The organism is Vibrio wakamikoensis, from assembly GCF_050337275.1.
Classification (GTDB): Bacteria; Pseudomonadota; Gammaproteobacteria; order Enterobacterales; family Vibrionaceae; genus Vibrio; species Vibrio chaetopteri.
Genome location: NZ_JAKJST010000043.1, coordinates 1 through 20,290 on the forward strand (window position 1 = coordinate 1; position 20,290 = coordinate 20,290).

Here is a 20,290-nt window from a genome sequence, read left to right on the forward strand (position 1 = left end):
TCTAGCTCGACTCAAGTCAGCTAAACCAGTCATTCCTTGCTCGCGGAAACGGTTGATCCATTTGTAGCCTGTTTTACGAGCTATGCCATAACGCTGGCACAGCTCGCTAATAGAAAATCGATGGCTAAGCCAATCTTCAATGAAAAGTTCTCTTTGGCTCATGATGCAAGTCTCTTCCCATGGCATAAGCTTCTCCTCTTCGAAGCTTACACATTAGCACTTGTTACCCATGTGCCTGGTTAGAACTGTTACCTATGAGCCCGGTCAATACCGCGCGCAGTAGACCCCTGCCTGCGCAGGGGTGACGAAATTTTAGGGTAAGACAAATCCAAAACGTACGTCATTCCTGCGTAGGCAGGAATCTAGTTTGGATGCGATCGAAATTACGATAGAACTCTGTTGCGATAATTATACGTGCTGACCCGCCACAAATCCTGATGACCAGCACCATTGGAAGTTGTAACCCCCTAACCAACCCGTCACGTCCATGACTTCACCGATAAAGTACAAGCCCTCAATAGACTTACACTCCATCGTTTTAGAAGAAAGGTGGTTAGTGTTCACTCCGCCCAGCGTCACCTCTGCAGTGCGATAGCCTTCGGTGCCATTAGGCGCAATCGTCCAGTTTTCTAGTGACTCACGAATCGCCACCAGCTCTTTCGGGTTGTACTGTTTAAGTGGCTTATCCGCAAACACCTTACGCTCAATCAGCACTTCGACCAAACGCTTTGGCAATAATCGTGCTAAGGTATTTTTCAGGCTTTGATTAGGATGTTTCTCTAGCGAGCGCGTCAGAAGCTCTTCAATATCTGCCTCTGGTGCTAGGTTCACCGACACGTTTTGTCCCGGCTTCCAGAACGAGGAAATCTGCAGCACCGATGGACCAGACAATCCACGGTGAGTGAACAGCAATGCTTCTTTGAAGAGCGTACCATCATTCGCCGTAATCTCTGCTGGAACGGCAATGCCAGAGAGCTCCGCAAAATCTTCTTTGTCTTCTTTGTGCAGCGTAAATGGCACTAAACCCGCTGTCGTTGGCACAACTTCAAGGCCAAATTGCTCGGCAATCTTATAACCAAACGGCGTCGCACCCAGTTTTGGCATTGAAAGACCACCCGTAGCCACCACTAAAGAGTCACATTCAATCGTGTCGGTATCGGCATGCAAAGAGAAGCCTTGCTCGGTTTTCTCGATGCTATGCACATCGGTTTGGTAGCGGAACTGAATGTTTGGAGACTCACACTCAGAGAGCATCATTTTAACGATGTCTTTCGCTGACTCTAGGCAAAACAGCTGACCGTGATCGCGCTCTTCAAACTCGATGCCGTATTTACTGACTAACGAGATAAAGTCCCAGTTAGTGTATTGCGACAGCGCCGATTTTACGAAGTGTGGGTTTTGACATAAATAGTTGTTTGCCGACACATCGTAGTTAGTAAAGTTACACTTACCACCACCGGAAATCAGAATTTTACGACCTGGTTTTTTTGCATGATCCAGCACCAGCACGCGACGACCTCGCTTGCCCGCTTCTGCTGCGCACATCAACCCCGCAGCGCCTGCACCAATAATCACCACATCAACTTTCTGATTCATCACGGTTTTCCGACAAAATTCAAATAAAAAAAGGATGTGCGTATTGCACATCCCTTCAACAATCTGGCGCTATTCTAGCGGCTTCATCGATTAAAGCCAACACTTCCAACGCTACTAAGCAGCCGGAGACTGACACCAAGTTCGTTGCGCCGTACACGAACGCAACCGGCTCACTATTGTCAGCTATCGTCTAAAGCATAAAGCCAGCAAGTAAGGTCACACCTGTCAACGCCACACAGAGTACAAACAACTCACGGACGCGATCACACTTACCTGTAAACACCGGATCATGGTGGTGATGGTATTCTTTGCTTTTGAGATAGTGATACAGCCTCACTTGCTTCGACATATTGCCGTGCGTCGTGAAAAAGCCACGTCCGTCGACTTGCTGATACAAGAGCGGATGTGCCTCACGCATGATGAAAATTAGTGCGCGTAGTGCTGTCAGATACCTCGCCATATTGACTGAGGTAATGAGCATCAATGCTAATAGAATAGTGTCTCCACTGATCATCTTTTCCTCCCTACGTCTTCCTAGACACCCAAGAGAAAAAGACAATCAATGGTCTTTTAAACGCTGATGTTACTCAGCAGGGGCGTCCATAATGGAAGAAGAACCCTCTTTTGCTAACGTTGCTAAATCCTTGTCGATGAAGAATAACGCCTGTCCATTTTCACCTACGAGTTCTAGCTTATCTAAGATCCCTTTAAACAATTTTTCTTCTTCATGCTGCTCCGCAACATACCACTGAAGAAAGTTGAACGTTGAGTAGTCTTGAGCCGAGAAGGCAACATGCGCCAGCTTGTTGATTTTCTCCGTAATCATCTGCTCATGTTTGTACGTTTCGCGGAACACATCGCCAAGGCTTTCAAAATCGTGACGAGGTGCCTCAATACTGCCCAAAATTGGCAGTGCACCGGTTTCGCTTACGTAGGTAAACAATCTTTGCATGTGCTGCATTTCTTCGTCCGCATGCTTACGAAGAAATTCTGCCGCGCCTTCAAATCCTTTGTCTTCACACCAAGCACTCATTTGTAAGTATAGATTGGATGAAAAGAATTCGAGGTTAATTTGCTCGTTCAGGTGTTGAACCATAGATGGAGAAAGCATTTACGACTCCTAATTTCGTAACTGGAATTAACGCCACTATAACATAACTAATTGAGGAGTCTTCTGATCTCATGCCCAAACCTGGCAACAACTGTGCACTCAGCGCTTACTTTGATTCTAGAAAACTTTGGCGACTTTGCTCACATTTTGTCGTCTTGTAATTGAGAAAATTATTGAGGGAGACTCGTTGTATTTAGTCACGACAAGGCAGAGTTTTATAGCTATGACGACCGATTTGGGATCACATCAGCATAATTTTCAGGTGTTAAATGCTATGTTTTTAGTAGGACGAACGTCAGGAGGAGTGCGTTATGGGTTACAAACATATTATGGTCGCATTAGATCTCTCAGAAGAAAGCAAAATGCTCATAGACAAAGCGGTCTCACTTGCGAAACCATTGGATGCCGAGATATCGTTTATTCATATCGACGTCAACTATGCCGAGCTTTATACCGGCTTGATTGACCTCAATATGGCAGAGACACAGCATCAGGCCATGGAAGCCTCGATGACTCAGCTAAGAGAATTTGCTGAGTACGCGAATTACCCGATTAAACATTCATTGGTTGGCAGCGGTGACTTAAGTAATGAGCTGCGCGATACCATTGGTGAATACAATGTCGATTTAGTGGTGTGTGGTCACCATCAAGACTTTTGGAGCAAAATCCTGTCGTCTACCAGACAGCTTATCAACACCTCACCCGTCGATATGTTGGTCGTGCCGATCAAAGACTAAAAATTGCAAAAGGCTTCTTCGGAAGCCTTTTTTGATCGGATCTCTCATCGTGACGAAAAGTGTTACACTGACGGCATTTGTTATTAAATGATAATTGTTAACTATGGGTTATCTCTATTCTGTTACCCTGCTTTGGGCTTTTTCTTTCAGCCTAATTGGGGTTTATCTCGCGGGTCAGGTTGATTCTTGGTTTTCGGTACTAATGCGCGTTGTCCTAGCGGCACTGGTCTTTTTGCCGTTCACTAAGTTCAAGCAAGTTCCCAACAAGCTCAAGGCCAAACTGATGGCGATTGGTGGTATCCAGCTAGGACTGATGTACTGCTTCTACTATCAATCATTTTTGCTGCTTTCGGTGCCGGAAGTGCTGCTGTTTACCGTTTTCACACCAATCTACGTCACCTTGTTCTATGACTTGCTCAAAGGTCGCTTTTCGCCATGGTACTTGGTGACGGCGGCAATTGCGGTCGCGGGCGCGGCGTTCATCAAGTTTGCTGGCATTAACGATAACTTCTTGATGGGCTTCTTGGTCGTGCAAGGCGCGAACCTCTGTTTTGCTATTGGTCAGGTGGGTTACAAATACGTGATGGAGCAAGAGCAGGTTGAGCTGCCGCAGCATAGCGTGTTTGGTTATTTCTATATTGGCGCGACGATCGTAGCCACCATCGCCTTCTCGATTTTTGGTAGCTTCGATAAGATGCCAACAACGGGCGTGCAGTGGGGTGTGCTTATCTACTTAGGAACCATTGCTTCTGGATTGGGTTACTTTATCTGGAACAAAGGTGCGACAATGGTCAACGCGGGCGCACTGGCGGTAATGAATAACCTTCTGGTGCCAGCGGGGCTTATCGTTAATATTGTGATTTGGAATCGCGATGTGGACTTGGTGAAACTGTCGATTGGTGGTGGGATCATCTTGCTATCACTCGTGGTCAACGAGCTTTGGGTCAAACCAAAAGCAGAAGCCCAGCTGGCAAACAGCTAGGCTTAGCTCGAAATAAAGATCTTATTAGTGCAGCTGTTCTGGCTGCACTTTCATTACCTGCTTTTCAACCGTGGCTGCCGCTAACTGGTACTTGTGCTCAAGTTTGCTCTGCTTACGTAACAACTTCTGACTTTTCTTCAGTACCTTACGCAATTTCTTCTGCGCTTTTTTCTGCGCTTTGAGTGCTTTTTTCGCACGCTTCAGTGATTTCTTATCGATAGCATCTACGCTCAACGCTTCGGTCATTTCCACGTTGGCCGCTGGTTTAGGCTCGGCTTTGTTGGCAATCTTGGTTAGTTTCGGCACAGTTGTGGTCGGCAATGCTTCAGCCAACACACCACATTGCTGCTGTTCAGCTATTGGCTTGCTTTGGCAAGATGCTGGCGGGATAGCCGCCGGTTTGCAAAGTGTGGATTTATCGGCGGATGAGCGTGAGCAAGAACGGCACAGGAACTTAGGTTCTGCGACCAAACGATGGATGTCACCAAGGTTGTCACTGATGTCACGACGATTTAACTTGCACAGTCGCTTCTTTCCAACAGATACGGTCATACCACTTAATCTCCAACTAACCACAACGAAAACAGGAATGATTCTTAGTTAGATATAACGTCAATTGGCAGCGGTTGCAAGTAACTTGCTCCAGTTACACCAGAGCAAGTTACTCAAAAAACATATAGGAAAGGATTAACTCATTGATGCGTTAACGTAAACATCGAAGCGATTTTTTTTGGTCTCAATCGCCATTGTCGGTTTTTTCTCATCCAGCCACTCGGCGTAGTCTGGACGTTTGACCACAACGCGTTTTGCCGCAAGCTTAAGAGCAGGCTCAAGCAGTCCGTCTGCATCGGTATCTGCGCCAACCAAAGATTGAAAAACACGCATCTCTTTTTTCACCAGCGCCGATTTCTTTTTGTTCTCTGGATGCGGATACATAGGGTCTAGATACACAACATCGGGCTTGATAAAGGCGTTGTCATCGGCAAGTTCACTTAAGGCATCTAGGCTCGACGCATGCAGCAGCGACATACGCTCACTGACCCACTCGCCAATTTCAGAGTCTTGTTTGGCGCGCTCAAGGCCATCATCCAGCAATGCGGCGACCACAGGATGGCGCTCTACCATCTGCACCTTGCAGCCAAGAGATGCGAGCACAAAGGCATCGCGACCTAGACCAGCAGTACCATCGAGCACCGTAGGTGTCGCCCCTTTGTTTAAACCTGCTGCTTTAGCAATAGCTTGACCTTTACCACCACCAAACTTACGCCTGTGCGCCACTGCACCACCAGCAAGATCGACGTAAATCGCGCCCAGTTTCGGTTCATCCAGCTTTCGAAGCTCGAGTCTTTGTTCGGTCAGCACCAATGCAAATTCGGAATCGTCAGACGCCACCAACCCCCAACGCTCGGCAAGTTGCTGAAGCTCTGGTTGACGTGGTTGATGTTCGCAAATGAGTTGAATGTGCAAAGTGAAACTCCGAAATAAGACAATGGGCGCCAGTGTACCTCAAGTCGATAGCACGACCAATAAGCGTGATCGACACAAAGACGACTGCGCAAAAATAGTGATAAGCTTGTGCACCAATGAAACGGCACGTGTTCAGCGATGTCGCCCACTCACTCAGACAAAGGATTCGATATGCACGGTACCAACAATCTCGACGATCTGGATAAAGCGATCCTAAAAACCTTGATGGAAGACGCCCGTCGCCCGTATGCCGAGATGGCAAAACAGTTTGATGTGAGCCCAGCGACGATTCACGTGCGTATCGAGAAGATGAAAGCGGCCGGGATCATTGAGGGTACTGAGGTGGTCGTGAACACCAAAAAGCTCGGCTATGACGTGTGCTGCTTTATCGGTATCAACCTATACGCTGCGCGTGACTATCACTCGGCGCTGGAGAAGCTCAATGCCTTGGATGAAGTGGTCGAAGCCTACTACACCACTGGGGCGTATAACATCTTCGTGAAGTTGATGTGCCGCTCGATTGAAGAGCTGCAGCACGTGTTGATCGATAAGCTGCAGGCGATTGAAGAGGTGCAATCGACGGAGACGCTGATTTCGTTGCAGAACCCGATTAGTCGAAATGTGAATCCTTAGGTTTGGTGGACGTTCAGTGAACACGCGCTGTTAGTAGATTCCTGCCTGCGCAGGAATGACGACATGGTTGAGTGTGATACCTTTTATTAGTGCGTCACCAAACCCAAAAAAGGCGCTCATCAGAGCGCCTTTTTACTATTTCAAGTGAGAGATTAAACCCACTTAGTCTTAGTTGCTTCTTTCACTGCAGACATAACCAGCGTTGGTAGTGATGCTGCCATGATGACACCAAATAGGTGACCTGCTGCCAGTGCTTCAGTATTGAAGATTAGCTGGCCTAGACCTGTGTAGATAACCCCTAGCGATAGAATCGCTGACACCGATACTGCACCTAGTAGGTACTTGTTGGTGAAAGGGTTTCTGCGGTATAGCGACGTAAATGTACGTGAGTCAAATAGATGCCATAGCTGAGCAAAGACTAGCATCGCAAATGCCATTGTCTGTGCGTAGTTCGCAGAGAAACCATTGGTCAGTGCCCAGTTGAACGCCATGTAGCTCATGCCACCCAGTGCTAGACCACGAGTTAGGATACGAGTACCTAGGTGGTCACTGAAGAAGCTCTCGTTACGTTTGCGAGGCTTACGCTCCATCAGATCTTTCTCTTCTGGCTCAACACCTAGCGCAAGCGCTGGTAGACCATCCGATACCAAGTTGATCCATAGAATCATTAGCGGTGTTAGCGGCAAGATAGCCTCTGGCCCCATCATTAGGAACGCAAACAGGATAACCGATACTTCACCCACGTTCGCTGTCAGAGCCTGACGGATGAACTTACGAAGGTTATCGAAGATTTGACGACCTTGGCGTACCGCTTTCACGATAGTGCTGAAGTTGTCATCCAGTAGGATAAGGTCACCTGAGTCTTTCGCTACAGACGTACCAGTGATACCCATAGCAACACCGATATCTGCACGGCGCAGTGCTGGTGCATCGTTCACACCGTCACCTGTCATCGCTGCTACTTCGTTGTTGAACTGCTGAGCCTGAACGATACGTAGCTTGTGCTCTGGTGTTACACGGGCAAATACTGCAACTTCCGGACAGATCTGACGAAGCTTGTCATCGTCCATCTCATCAAGCTCTGCACCCGTCACAACCAGATCTTTCTCGCTGCGGATGATACCGATATCACGTGCAATCGCTGCTGCTGTTAGCGCGTGGTCACCGGTGATCATTACCGTTCTCACACCTGCTTGGTAGCAGCTTTCAATCGCATCGCGTACTTCTGGACGCGGTGGATCCATGATGCCGTAGAGACCCAATACCGTAATATCTTTCTCTAGCTCTTCAAAGTCACGCTCTAGGTCTGCTTCTGTTAGCTCTTTGAAGCCAACGGCTAGCGTACGCAGTGCGTCTTGAGCAAAGTTTGCAATCGCAGCTTCGTAGTTTGCAACGATCTCAGCACTTGGGCTAGTCGCTAGCGCAAGGTTGCCGTCCGATGCTGTTGGTGTGTGCTCAACAGACGTACCGTCAACCATGAAGCCTGCTGCGTTGCGAAGAATCACATCTGGCGCACCCTTGATAGCAAGGAAGTGATTGCCTTCAGGACCTTTCACGATAACCGACGCCATCTTACGAGAAGAATCGAACGGGAATTTCTCAACGATAGAGTAGCCACCTGACGTTAGCATCTCAGACTGGTTCAAACCCGCCTTCGCAGCTGCCACAATCAGTGCACCCTCTGTTGGGTTACCACGAACAGCCGACTTGTCGCCATCCATGATGTACTCAGAATCGTTACATAGTGTCGCGACGACTAGACCCTTCATCATCTCTGGGCTTTGCTTGGCATCTGTGCTGTGCGATAGCGGCTTGAACTGACCTTCAGGGCTGAAGCCTTTACCGCTTACTTGCCAGTAACGACCGCTTGCATCGTACGCCTTCATTACCTGCATTTGGTTTTGAGTTAGCGTACCTGTCTTATCAGAACAGATAACCGTGGTTGAACCTAGCGTCTCAATCGCAGCCAACTGCTTAGCCAGAGCATTGTTCTTCACCATGCGAGTAGAACCCATGGTTAGAACAATAGTGATGACCGTCGGAAGACCTTCAGGAATCGCAGCGACAGACAGAGAAATACCTGTGTTGAGGATCTCTAGCCAAGGCATACCGTAGTAAAGACCGATAGCACACACAACCGCTACAACGCCTAGGGCTACTAGCATTAGCGTTTTAGCAATGGTGTCCATGCGCTCTTGCATCGGCGTCTTGGTTTCTTCAGTGTTCGCCATTAGGTCAGCGATGTGACCCACTTCGGTCTGCATACCTGTCGCAACCACAACACCTAGACCTGTACCCGATGTCACCATCGTCGTCATAAAGCCCATGTTTAGCTGGTCGCCAAGGCCTACGGTTTCGTCTTCGATAACCTTAGACGTCTTGTCTACTGGCTCTGACTCACCCGTTAGCGCTGCTTCGTCGATAGATAGACGGTTGGCCTCGAGGATACGTACATCAGCCGCTAGGATGTCACCTGTGCTGATTTTTAAGATATCACCTGGAACGATGTCGCTCGCTGGGATGTCAATCCACTCACCATCACGCTTAACCTGCGCCGACGGTGCCGCCATTTGACGTAGCGCTTCCATACCTTTCTGAGCTTTGAACTCTTGCCAGAAAGCAATCAATGCGTTGATAAAGATGATCGCTGTAATCGCGATCGCATCCACTAGGTGCCCGGTGAAATAGGAAACAATGGCACCGACGCCCAGAATGAAAATCAGTGGATTTTTAAATTGGTGGATAAACAGCTCAAGCGCAGATTTGCCAGCCTTCTCTTGCAGCTCGTTTTTTCCGTATTGTGATTGGCGCTCGGCTACTTCCTTTGAAGTCAGGCCTTGCTCCGCCGACACACCCTGCATCTGCTGAGTGTTCTCAACGGTTTCAGTAAACCATTTTTTAGTCATGGGGGTAACTCTCCAAGTAAATTCAGTCGACATCGGTAGAATGACAAACCGATAAAAAGCAATCGCTGAATAAAATGATGAAAATGCCCCGCCTTTAATTTGCATTTTTATTAACATTTAATGCGTAAGCGGAAAGCCAAATTAAGTTACCCGAAACTGAATATCCCTGTAATTAACTTTCGGAGAGCTGGCATGCACTCTAGGACGCTTCTTTGACTCAAAACAAACTTAGATTTTATTCGAGTCTCAAACGTAGCAAGGCTTTGTAAGCAAAGTTAAATAACACCTAATTTTGGCTGAAAGGATACTTCTGTTTTTTCGAAGTGTGAAAGTGGGTGACATTATTGGGAAGGTGATTGGGGGATACATTTTGGCAACCAAATGGGGCCGAGAGGGTTTTATTCAATAGTTATTCACTGGGGATATATCATTTGAATTGGAGGAATGACCACGTTGCGATGCGACGATAGGAGCTAGCATACGTTCTCCCCTTTAATAACGGGGCGCGTAGCCGGGGGAGTTAGAGGGGGGTGCTCTTGGGCTCTTTGCTTTTTTACTTTAATGGGCAAAAACAAGAAGAGCACCCCTCCCAGCCTCCCCTTATTAAGGGGAGGAGCTACTGGCTCGCTCGCGCGTCGCCCTGTTTTTCTCAATAACACAGTTTTGCGATGCGACACCAGGAACAAAGGGCTAACTAAGCACTAATCCCAGAATGACGCAGCAATGCATCAATCTCTGGCTCACGGCCTCGGAAGCGCTTAAACAGCTCCATCGGCTCTTCACTGCCACCCATCTCTAGGATGTTGTTTAGGAAGCTTTGGCCAGTCTCTTTATTAAAGATGCCCTCTTCTTCAAAACGTGAATAAGCATCTGAAGACAACACCTCTGCCCATAGATAGCTGTAGTAGCCAGCACTGTAGCCACCAGCAAAGATATGGCTGAAGCTGTGTGAGAAGCGGTTCCACTCTAGGCTTGGCAATACGGCGACCTTGGATTTCACATCCGCAAGGGTTTCTAGAACGCGTGCGCCGATGTCTGGATCGTATTCTGTGTGCAGCGTGAAGTCGAACAAACCGAACTCAAGCTGACGCAGGATAAACATCGCCGATTGGAAGTTCTTCGCTGCCAGCATCTTGTCGAGCATGGCTTTTGGTAGCGGCTCGCCGGTTTCATAGTGACCAGATATAAATGCCAGCGCTTCTTCTTCCCAGCACCAGTTTTCGAGGAACTGACTTGGCAGCTCGACCGCATCCCATGGCACACCGTTAATGCCAGACACAGCACCAGTATCGATCTTAGTCAGCATGTGGTGAATGCCGTGGCCAGTTTCGTGGAATAGTGTCACCACTTCATCGTGAGTGAACATGGCAGGCTTATCACCCACTGGTTTGTTGAAGTTGCACGTTAGGTACGCCACTGGGGTTTGCAGTTCACCTTCAGCATTGGTGCGGCGCACTCGACATTCGTCCATCCATGCTCCGCCACGTTTGTGCTCACGTGCATACAGATCTAAGTAAAAGCTGCCGCGCAGCGTGTCTTCACTATCGAAGATATCAAAGAAACGTACCGACTCATGCCAAGTATCCACACCTTCACGTTCAGTAATCTTCATACCGAAGACGCGATTAAGCACCTCGAACAAGCCACTAACCACTTTTGATTCTGGGAAGTATGGGCGCAGCTCTTCATCTGAGAACTGGAATAGGTGCTGCTTTTGCTTCTCGCTGTAGTAAGCGATATCCCAAAGGTTTAACTCAGTGACGCCAAACTCTTTTTCGGCAAATTGGCGTAGCTCTTCGACTTCACGTTCACCTTGAGGCTTGGCTTTCGTCGCGAGATCGTTCAAGAAGCCAAGCACTTGCGCCGGGCTCTCAGCCATTTTGGTCGCCAGTGATTTCTCACTGAAGGTACCAAAACCAAGCAAGCGAGCAATTTCATGGCGCAGTTTTAACTGCTCTGAAATGATATCTGTGTTGTCCCACTGACCCGCTGTCGGGCCGCGATCAGAGGCACGAGTGACGTATGCTTCATACAATTCTTGGCGCAGCGCTTGGTTATCACAGTAAGTGAGAACTGGAAGATAAGATGGAATATCGAGCGTTAATAAATAACCCTCGAGTTCTTTGGCTTCAGCGGCCGCTTTCGCTGCGGCCAGCGCCGATTCCGGCATGCCTACTAGCTCTTTCTCATCGGTGATGTGCTTAGTCCAGCCCATAGTGGCATCGAGCACATTGTTAGAGAACTGCGAGCCTAGCTCTGACATGCGCTTGCTGATCTCGCCGTAGCGATGCTGCTCGTTAGCAGGTAAGCCAATACCAGATAGCTCAAAGTCACGCAGTGAATCTTTGATGGTTTTTTGCTGAGCTTGGCTTAACGCCTCAAACTCATCGCTGGCTTTGATCGCTTTGTAAGCTTCATACAGACCTTTGTGCTGGCCTACCCAAGTGCCGTACTCCGACAAAATAGGCAAACAGCTTTCATACGCTTCGCGCAGCTCGTCGCTGTTGACCACAGAGTTCATATGGCTCACTGGTGACCAAAGGCGGCTTAGCTTGTCATCAATCTCTTCGATTGGCGCAACAACATTATCCCAAGTCGGATTGGTATTGCCTTCAAGCACCGCATCAATTTTCGCGCGGCAGGCATCAATCGCTTGCTCGACTGCTGGTTTCACATATTCTGGTTTAATTTGTGAAAAAGGAGGTAAGTCGGTAAACGTCAGTAGTGGGTTTGACATGCAGCGTCCCTTTTTAGTTATTGGGTTCCCTCACTCATTGGGTAGCAAGTGAGCGTAATTATTAAATAAATGTAGTCATTGGACTCGAATTTCAATCCTTACGATAAGACGAAGTTGTAAGATCTCTGCCGCTTCGGGAAAGAAGAGGTTATACTTCGTGCATTATTGTCTAACCGAGTCATTATTTTGCTGAGCTATCGTCACAGTTTTCACGCGGGCAACCATGCCGACGTCGTGAAGCACATAGTACAAAGTCTTATCCTTAATTCTCTAAAAAACAAGGAAAAGCCATTCGTTTATCACGACACCCACTCAGGCGTAGGTCGCTACGATCTTACCCATGAATGGTCGGAGAAAACGGGCGAATACAAGCAAGGTATCGGCAAACTTTGGGGTAACTCAGACATCCCAGAAGACATCGCCAGCTACATTGAGTCGATTGATACGCTAAATAACGGTGATGCTCTGCGCTACTACCCAGGCTCCCCACGTGTGGCGCGCGCGCATCTGCGCCCGCAAGACCGTATGGTATTGACCGAGCTGCACCCCAGTGACTTCCCGCTACTTGAGCAAGAATTCCATCGCGACCGTCAGGTTAAGATCTTTAAAGAAGATGGCTTTAAGCGCCTAAAAGCGAGCCTACCACCAGCAGAGCGTCGCGGCTTAGTACTGATAGACCCACCCTACGAGCTCGCCAGAGAGTATCGCGATGTGGTGACCGCGATTGCACAGAGCCATAAACGCTGGGCAACGGGTATCTACGCGATTTGGTACCCAGTGGTGAATCGCTACGACATCGACGACATGATTGATGGTCTGGAAGGGCTTGGCATTCGCAAGATCCTTCAAATAGAGCTTGGGGTGTCTCCTGATACCAACGAGCGTGGTATGACAGCTTCAGGCATGATTGTTATCAACCCGCCGTGGATGCTAGAGCAGCAGATGAAAGAGATCCTGCCATACCTTAAAGAGAAAATTGCCCCAGCAACAGGCCACTTTAAGGTGGAATGGATTGTTCCTGAATAAGCTCTGATATAAATCGGTGAACGAAACGAAAGGCGCAAGCATCTGTTTTTCATAACAAGCTTGCGCTTTTTTATTGTCTCGAACACCTTCTCTAGAAAAATATTTCGACTTTTTTGAAATTATTTTCGTCTTATTCAAACACCACTCGTCTTACTAGTGAAAGTACTGAAGCAGTACACCCAAATTACATCCTAGTGAGGAAACCAACATGATTAAGATTGTTAGCTTTAAGATTTGTCCCTTTGTTCAACGCGTGACAGCAGCACTAGAAGCTAAGCAGATCCCTTACGAGATTGAGCACATCAGTCTAAAAGACAAACCGCAGTGGTTTTTAGATATCTCACCGAATGGGCAAGTACCAGTCATGGTGACCGAGTCCGGCACGGCGCTGTTTGAGTCTAACGCCATCATTGAGTACATCGAGGATGAATATGGTTCGCTAGAGCAAGGCGTCACCAATGAGCAACGAGCGCTTGACCGCGCATGGAGTTACCTAGGGTCGAAGCACTATCTTGCTCAGTGCGGCACCATGAGCAGTAAAGATCAGCAAACTTTTGAAGAGCGCGCAGAGAAGCTGATCAAAGCATTCCAAAAAGCAGAGAACCAACTGTCGGGTGAGACAAAGTTCTTTAAATCGGATGCGCTCAGCAATGTGGATATGGCATGGCTACCGCTACTGCATCGAGCTGCCATTGTTAAAGCCCACTCTGGGTATGATTTCTTCTGTGGTCTACCTAAGATGCAAGCATGGCAGCAAAACATTCTCAAGTCGGGTCTGGTCGAGAAAACCGTATCAGAAGACTTCGATACGCTGTTTAGCAACTTCTATCTAACCAACACCTATCTGGCGGAAGGTAAAGATATGGCTACAACATCAGGCTGTGGAACAAGTAGCTGCTGTGGTTAATCATGACGCTCTGAGGGCGCTCGCCCTCAGACTCATCGACATTAATCGTTATTAGTCATAATCAACGCAACTTTTTCCCATTGGAGAAAGTTGCTAGACTCGATTTATTATACGGACAGAGATTGTGGCTAACGTTTTGGGTTGTTGAGTTCTGACAACATCGCCCCAATATGCTTTAGTACAAGCAATCAAAATATTTATAAGCTCTTGGAGAACGTAATGGCAACGCATTTTGACTATATCTGTATTGGTGGCGGCAGCGGCGGTATCGCATCTGCAAACCGTGCGGCAATGTATGGCGCGAAGGTTGCGCTTATCGAAGCGAAAGACCTAGGCGGTACTTGTGTAAACGTTGGCTGTGTACCTAAAAAGGTCATGTGGCACGGTGCACAAATTGCTGAAGCCATGAACCTATACGCGGAAGACTATGGTTTTGACGTTGACGTTAAAGGCTTCGACTGGAACAAGCTGGTTGAAAGCCGCCAAGCGTACATTGGTCGTATCCACCAATCTTACGATCGCGTACTTGGTAACAACAAAGTAAACGTTATCAAGGGCTTTGCTAAATTCGTTGACGCAAAAACCGTTGAGGTTGATGGCGAGTTATACACGGCTGACCACATCCTTATCGCAGTCGGTGGTCGTCCAACAATTCCAAACATCCCTGGTGCCGAGTACGGCATCGATTCAAACGGCTTCTTCGACCTAGACGCACAACCAAAGCGTGTTGCCGTAGTAGGTGCAGGTTACATTGCTGTTGAGATCGCAGGCGTTCTCAGCGCACTGGGTACAGAGACACACCTATTTGTTCGTAAAGAGTCACCACTACGTAGCTTCGATCCAATGATCATCGACACCCTAGTCGAAGTAATGGATGCAGAAGGTCCTACACTGCACACCCACTCTGTGCCAAAAGAAGTAGTTAAAGAAGCAGATGGCAGTCTGACTCTGCACCTAGAGAACGGTGAAAGCCAAAACGTTGACCAGCTAATCTGGGCAATTGGTCGTCACCCAGCAACAGACGCAATCAACCTAAGCGCTACAGGCGTTGAGACTAACGATCGCGGCTACATCAAGGTAGACGAATACCAAACAACCAATGTTGAAGGCATCTACTGTGTGGGCGATATCATGGAAGGTGGTATCGAGCTAACACCAGTGGCAGTTAAAGCCGGTCGCCAGCTTTCTGAGCGTCTGTTTAACAACAAACCAAACGCGAAGATGGACTATGACCTAGTTCCTACCGTGGTATTTAGCCACCCACCTATCGGCACCATTGGTCTAACAACACAAGAAGCTGAAGCTAAGTACGGAGAAGACAACGTGAAAGTGTACACATCAGGCTTCACAGCGATGTACACCGCTGTCACTAAGCACCGCCAGCCTTGTAAGATGAAGCTAGTATGTGCGGGCGACGATGAGAAAGTGGTTGGTCTACACGGCATCGGCTTTACGGTTGATGAGATGATTCAAGGTTTTGCCGTTGCGATGAAGATGGGCGCAACCAAAGCGGACTTTGATTCTGTTGTGGCTATCCACCCAACGGGCTCTGAAGAGTTCGTTACTATGCGCTAAAAGCCGCGCAGCACACTTAATACGATTTCAGCCCAGTTTCGACTGGGCTGTTCTACATCTAAAGTTTCGAACCACTACACACCTTTGCGTAATCGAGCAAACACTCATTCCTCCCTAGCTTGAGACGCCTCGCATCGCTTGAACCTCAAGCACAGGATTAATGGTTTTCACAGTAAGTAGCACATAGCCTTTGTTTTAGTTTTTTCTGCTAGCTAACAGATCTCATCCAGCATGAGTCTCTGCAAACTAGTCAAATTAAATAAAAGGAACGTGAAATGAAACCTTCTCATTTGTTGGCAGTTGCGACACTTATCAGCACCAGCTTGCCCGCTTTTGCAGTCAACCCGCAACCCGATCCAACCAACCCCACGGGTTACGTGTTACTGCGCAGTGAAGTGCAAGCCAGCGCAGCCGCCCAAACCAATGACCCTATGTATGCGGTATGGGCAAATGCCCTCTCCACTGCACCAAACACTGTCGTCGATGCGATTGACGCAGGATTGGCGACCAATCCCGGCAACGTAAAACGTGCCGAGCGCGTATTCCCGAGCTCGGAATGGGACTTTCTCACACAAATGGCCGCATCAGAATACACCTACCAGCGTTTTTTGCAGGCCATCGGTAAGTTTCCCGCATTTTGTGGCGACTACACGGATGGACGTGATGCCGATGCCATCTGTAAGCGCTCCATTGTCACTGCATTTGCCCATTTCGCCCAAGAAACCGGTGGACATATCGCACTGGATAACACTTGGGATAACCCGCTTGCTTTAGAGGAGTGGCAGCAAGCTTTAGTTCATGTGCGTGAGATGGGATGGTCTGAAGGTCAGGAAGGCTATACCACAGGTTGCGGACAGAATGACTGGCAAAACAAACGCTGGCCATGTTCACCCAATCAAGGATATTTCGGTCGCGGCGCCAAACAGCTTTCCTACCATTTTAACTACGGTCCTTTCTCGGAAGTGATGTTTGATGGTGATGCGACGGTACTACTTAACAATCCAGCTCTGGTTGCCGATTCTTGGTTAAACCTTGCCTCTGCGATTTGGTTCTTCCTAACTCCACAAGCACCTAAGCCCGCCATGCTTCACGTGATTGACCGTACATGGAAACCCTCACAGCGAGAAATTGACGCGGGGATTGGCTATGGTTTTGGCACCACTATTAACATCATCAATGGTGGCATTGAGTGTGGCGAGCAAAACAAAACCAAAGGCCAACCGGTTAACCGTATTCGTTATTGGGAGGGGCTAGCGGCACACTACCAGATCCCCATTGAAGCCGATGAAGCCAACACCTGCTGGCAACAAACACCTTATGGCAGCCTCAATCTCAATGGTGCGACCGATGTGCTCTACACCAACTGGGAAGCAAGCTGGAAGTACCATGCGAACCGCCCAGGTGGCGTCTCATTTGAATGTAATCTAGTGGGATATCAAACCGCCTATTCGGCACTGGTTCCTGGTGACTATGAAAAGTGTGTTACCAACTTCTACGGCTCTCACGCTAATTGGCCCGAGGTGCGTATTGTCGATACATTGCCATCTGATGGTGGTACCGGCGGCGGAAACACTGGTGGTGGCGACACAGGTTCAGACACCCCTTCTAGTATTCTCGTTTGGGAGGCCGGAGTCACTCAAGCTAAGGTTGGCGACACCGTGATTCATCAAGGCAAGTGTTTTACCGCCAAAAACAAACCTGGCGTATGGGAAACACCAGCGCAAACTAACTGGTTTTGGCAGCAAGTGAATTGCCCAGATTAAGAACATCACCAATATCTATAAATTACTGATTTATTATAGAAAACAGAGCAGCAGTTCGGTATCCTCTAGCCTGGTTAAAAAGGACGCATTGGCCAGACATTGAAACATGGACATCGCACAGAGCTGCTGCTCAACTTCCACTATATGGATGAGACTGAGCAAGCCACATATCTTGAACAACTAAAACACTCAGATCCCAAGCTGCATCTCGAGCTACTCAGTGAACAGAGCACCGCACATTCGGAGCTAACACAAATATTAGGTCGACACGCCAGTGTGCATGTCGATGACTCAGCGATTGCCCAAACTAAGCTCGGTTCCTATCGAGTTTGCGAGCGAATTGGGCGTGGTGGCATGAGCCAAGTCTATCTGGCCGAGCGATGTGATGGTCGATTTGAACAGTCCGTCGCCATTAAGGTGTTCGAGCCGCACCTGAGCAATATGGTTGGCAAAACCATGCTGTATTGGGAAGCGCAGCTTCTGGCGAAGCTCAATCACCCCAATATCGCCAATGTACTGGATGCTAACGAAACAGATTCCTCGGTATTTTTGGTGATTGAACATGTAAAAGGTCAATCACTCACGCAATGGCTGACCACTAGTCCCTGCAATAGCGTTAAACTAGCACTGTTTTTCGATATTACCGACGCCATACACCACGCTCATGCGCAAGGTGTGTTCCATGGGGATCTCAAGCCAGAAAATATCCTCGTCGACGAGAATGGCGACGCCAAGGTGATCGATTTTAGTATCGCGACTCATGATGCTCGCTATGCTGATCTGCACATTTACAGCGCCGACTATGCCAGTCCAACGCAAAAACAAACCGGTAAAGTCGATGCCTCAAGCGACATTTATGCCCTTGGAAAAATTTTCAACAAACTGTTTCCCAACCAACAGCACAAATCTGAATGGCAATGGGTCTATCAAAAGTGTACTCAGCCAAGTGCACTTCAATACTCTCGTATAGCGGAGTTGAAGTCAGACATTAAAGCACTTCAGCACAATAAGCCCATCTCCCACCCGGATGCAAACGCCCTTTATCGATGTGGCAAGCTTTTAAAGCGAAGACCACTCGCCAGCGCCTTGACGGTGCTACTCATGACTTCCGGCTTAGGCTTTGTTTCTGCGTTAATCAATAAAAACCTTGAACTCCAACAGCAGCAACGCGTCTCCAATGAACTATTACTCGAAATGACGCAGCTACTGTTTCACGGCCATCACAGTGATGCCACCTCTCTAAAAGCCATGCTGGACTTAACCAGCATGCGGCTACTGAGCCATCAAGATTTACCCATTGATATCAAACAGAAGCTGGTATTGGCGATGTTAATGCCAGAGCAAGGCTCTGCCGAACAAGAACAACAAGACATAGGTACAACCTCAGAATGAAACGTATGAATCCTGCCTGGGTGGCCATGGTAACCACCCTTGCGAGCACACAAATTTTCGCAACTGATATTCAGATAGGCCACTTTATTGATGCACCCGTCACAGGCCTCTACTACGAGACCAGCTCCAAGATTCGCGGTTACACCCAACAGGGACAATTTGAGTTTAAAGACGGCGATGAGGTTCGCTTTTACTTGGGCAGCAACAACCAACATAAACTGCTCGCCACAGTTGCCGCGCAAGAGGTGGTTACGCCTAATCTCGCTTCAACCACACCCAGCAAAAGCCTTAATATGGTTCGTCTCTTGCTTGGCATCGATACCGCTCCTAATCGCGACGACCTCATCAAGCTCGATAGTGACTGGCTGTCAACGGATAAGGTTCAAGCGCTACTCAACGCACTGGATCTCAACAACCTACCTGAGAGTCTCAGCATCTCGAATAAACCTCTCGCCAGCGTGCATGAAGCCGCCAAACACCTAGAAAGCAGCCAGCAATACATAGAGCAGAACTTTACCTCCAAACAAGTGCTCACAGCGCCATTAGACGTAAAGCTAGTCAACACAATTCTTAAACGTCGAGACTGGCGAGGAAACCTGTGTTTTTACGATACTGCGCGACGCGACGAACCGAATTATCACGGTCCAATTGGCAGCACCACCTATAAAATTGTTGATGGAGGCATAATTCTCTATCCGGATGTGGGCGATTACTATGGCAGCCGTGATGGCTCCGTCAGCAGCTGTGAAGTCAATGTCAGTCAAAGCTACCAAAAGCAAGAGTTTGAGAAGATAGACGACTATTCCGACTGGGGCGGACTCATCGCTTGTGCCCATACCGGCTGCACCCACCTAGACCTAAATGGATTCGATATCGAAGATTTTGATGATGAGGGCGATTGGAAGTACCGAACCGTGGCAATTAGCTACAACACCACCACCAAGCTACTGACTCAAAAGTCGCAAGGGTTGGGCAAGAAGGCTAAGGTAGAACACGACAATCTGACCGAGCACCTATGGTTTACCTCAGCTGTAGATGAAAAGCAGTCTATCGATTTCCAAGGCTATTGGCGCCAGCGTAATCTTGCGTCCGGTGACACTCGTTGTCTGTACATTGACAAGGATCACGTTCTACAAAGTAAGCGAGCAACATGCACTAAAAACCACCAAGACTATACCCAAGATGTCACGGCAGAGTTTGGCGATATGTGGTGGCTCAGCAGCGACGGTTCGAGTTCAGCAAGTATTGAGCAGCTCAACAGCGGAGTAAAGTGGTACAGCACCGATAACACACCTCGCTATAGCTTATGGGAGTTCTTACCGACTCAAAATCAGTGGAGCGAGGGCAAAATTTATCGCCGCTTTCAAGACATTCAAGTCGACCAGTTCGGCAAACAGCAAGCTCGCACCATTGCTGTGTTCGAACTGGAAAGATTAGCCAACAACTCATGGATATAGG

At 48.2% G+C, this 20,290-nt stretch carries 17 protein-coding genes; 9 read left to right on the plus strand and 8 right to left on the minus strand.

Annotated features, from left to right (window positions below; genetic code table 11):
- The 4 genes from L4C42_RS21705 to ftnA all read right to left on the minus strand — a co-directional run.
- A partial coding sequence (locus tag L4C42_RS21705; RefSeq protein WP_429761737.1) for a helix-turn-helix domain-containing protein occupies positions 1 to 186 on the minus strand: 186 nt, incomplete at its 3' end.
- 222 nt (positions 187 to 408) lie between these two features.
- On the minus strand, positions 409 to 1,596 hold the full coding sequence (locus tag L4C42_RS21710; protein WP_353497429.1) for a BaiN/RdsA family NAD(P)/FAD-dependent oxidoreductase: 1,188 nt from the start codon (positions 1,594 to 1,596) through the stop codon (positions 409 to 411).
- A gap of 190 nt (positions 1,597 to 1,786) precedes the next feature.
- Complete coding sequence (uspB, locus tag L4C42_RS21715; protein WP_353497430.1) at positions 1,787 to 2,110, minus strand: universal stress protein UspB; 324 nt, start codon at positions 2,108 to 2,110, stop codon at positions 1,787 to 1,789.
- A 69-nt stretch (positions 2,111 to 2,179) separates the two neighbouring features.
- Positions 2,180 to 2,707, minus strand: coding sequence for a non-heme ferritin (gene ftnA, locus L4C42_RS21720; protein WP_042502012.1), 528 nt, complete (start codon positions 2,705 to 2,707; stop codon positions 2,180 to 2,182).
- A 311-nt stretch (positions 2,708 to 3,018) separates the two neighbouring features.
- Between ftnA and L4C42_RS21725 the strand changes: the two genes are divergently transcribed.
- Positions 3,019 to 3,444, plus strand: coding sequence for a universal stress protein (locus L4C42_RS21725; RefSeq protein WP_353497431.1), 426 nt, complete (start codon positions 3,019 to 3,021; stop codon positions 3,442 to 3,444).
- Positions 3,445 to 3,547: 103 nt separating this feature from the next.
- Positions 3,548 to 4,426 carry a carboxylate/amino acid/amine transporter gene (locus L4C42_RS21730; protein WP_353497432.1) on the plus strand — a complete coding sequence of 293 codons (879 nt, stop codon included), beginning with the start codon at positions 3,548 to 3,550 and terminating at the stop codon, positions 4,424 to 4,426.
- Positions 4,427 to 4,450: 24 nt separating this feature from the next.
- Here the strand turns inward: L4C42_RS21730 and L4C42_RS21735 are convergent, their stop codons facing one another.
- Entirely contained in the window at positions 4,451 to 4,978 is a 528-nt protein-coding gene (locus L4C42_RS21735) for a hypothetical protein (protein ID WP_353497433.1), read from the minus strand.
- A 135-nt stretch (positions 4,979 to 5,113) separates the two neighbouring features.
- Positions 5,114 to 5,893 (minus strand): class I SAM-dependent methyltransferase, encoded by a 780-nt coding sequence (locus tag L4C42_RS21740; protein ID WP_353497434.1) that lies wholly within the window; start codon positions 5,891 to 5,893, stop codon positions 5,114 to 5,116.
- A gap of 171 nt (positions 5,894 to 6,064) precedes the next feature.
- Here L4C42_RS21740 and asnC point away from each other — a divergent pair, with 171 nt between their 5' ends.
- The gene (gene asnC, locus L4C42_RS21745; protein ID WP_042502002.1) at positions 6,065 to 6,526 is read left to right on the plus strand and encodes a transcriptional regulator AsnC; all 462 of its coding nucleotides are present in this window, start codon (positions 6,065 to 6,067) and stop codon (positions 6,524 to 6,526) included.
- A 152-nt stretch (positions 6,527 to 6,678) separates the two neighbouring features.
- Here the strand turns inward: asnC and L4C42_RS21750 are convergent, their stop codons facing one another.
- Both L4C42_RS21750 and prlC read right to left on the minus strand, forming a co-directional pair.
- Entirely contained in the window at positions 6,679 to 9,432 is a 2,754-nt protein-coding gene (locus L4C42_RS21750) for a cation-translocating P-type ATPase (protein ID WP_418641807.1), read from the minus strand.
- Between the two features lie 694 nt (positions 9,433 to 10,126).
- Positions 10,127 to 12,169, minus strand: a complete 2,043-nt coding sequence (prlC, locus tag L4C42_RS21755; RefSeq protein ID WP_418641808.1) for an oligopeptidase A — start codon at positions 12,167 to 12,169, stop codon at positions 10,127 to 10,129.
- Positions 12,170 to 12,355: 186 nt separating this feature from the next.
- Here prlC and L4C42_RS21760 point away from each other — a divergent pair, with 186 nt between their 5' ends.
- From L4C42_RS21760 to L4C42_RS21785, 6 genes are all read left to right on the plus strand, one after another.
- Positions 12,356 to 13,195, plus strand: coding sequence for a 23S rRNA (adenine(2030)-N(6))-methyltransferase RlmJ (locus tag L4C42_RS21760; protein ID WP_353498626.1), 840 nt, complete (start codon positions 12,356 to 12,358; stop codon positions 13,193 to 13,195).
- Between the two features lie 208 nt (positions 13,196 to 13,403).
- Positions 13,404 to 14,102: a glutathione S-transferase family protein gene (locus L4C42_RS21765; protein WP_418641809.1), complete on the plus strand. Its 699-nt coding sequence runs from the start codon at positions 13,404 to 13,406 to the stop codon at positions 14,100 to 14,102.
- Between the two features lie 219 nt (positions 14,103 to 14,321).
- The gene (gene gorA / locus L4C42_RS21770; RefSeq protein ID WP_418641810.1) at positions 14,322 to 15,677 is read left to right on the plus strand and encodes a glutathione-disulfide reductase; all 1,356 of its coding nucleotides are present in this window, start codon (positions 14,322 to 14,324) and stop codon (positions 15,675 to 15,677) included.
- Positions 15,678 to 15,952: 275 nt separating this feature from the next.
- Positions 15,953 to 17,440: a chitinase gene (locus L4C42_RS21775; RefSeq protein WP_418641811.1), complete on the plus strand. Its 1,488-nt coding sequence runs from the start codon at positions 15,953 to 15,955 to the stop codon at positions 17,438 to 17,440.
- Positions 17,441 to 17,539: 99 nt separating this feature from the next.
- Positions 17,540 to 18,832 (plus strand): serine/threonine protein kinase, encoded by a 1,293-nt coding sequence (locus L4C42_RS21780; RefSeq protein ID WP_353497440.1) that lies wholly within the window; start codon positions 17,540 to 17,542, stop codon positions 18,830 to 18,832.
- The gene (locus L4C42_RS21785; protein WP_353497441.1) at positions 18,829 to 20,289 is read left to right on the plus strand and encodes a chromosome partitioning protein ParA; all 1,461 of its coding nucleotides are present in this window, start codon (positions 18,829 to 18,831) and stop codon (positions 20,287 to 20,289) included. Before L4C42_RS21780 ends, L4C42_RS21785 begins: the two co-directional genes overlap by 4 nt.
- The last annotated feature ends 1 nt before the right edge of the window (position 20,290 follow it).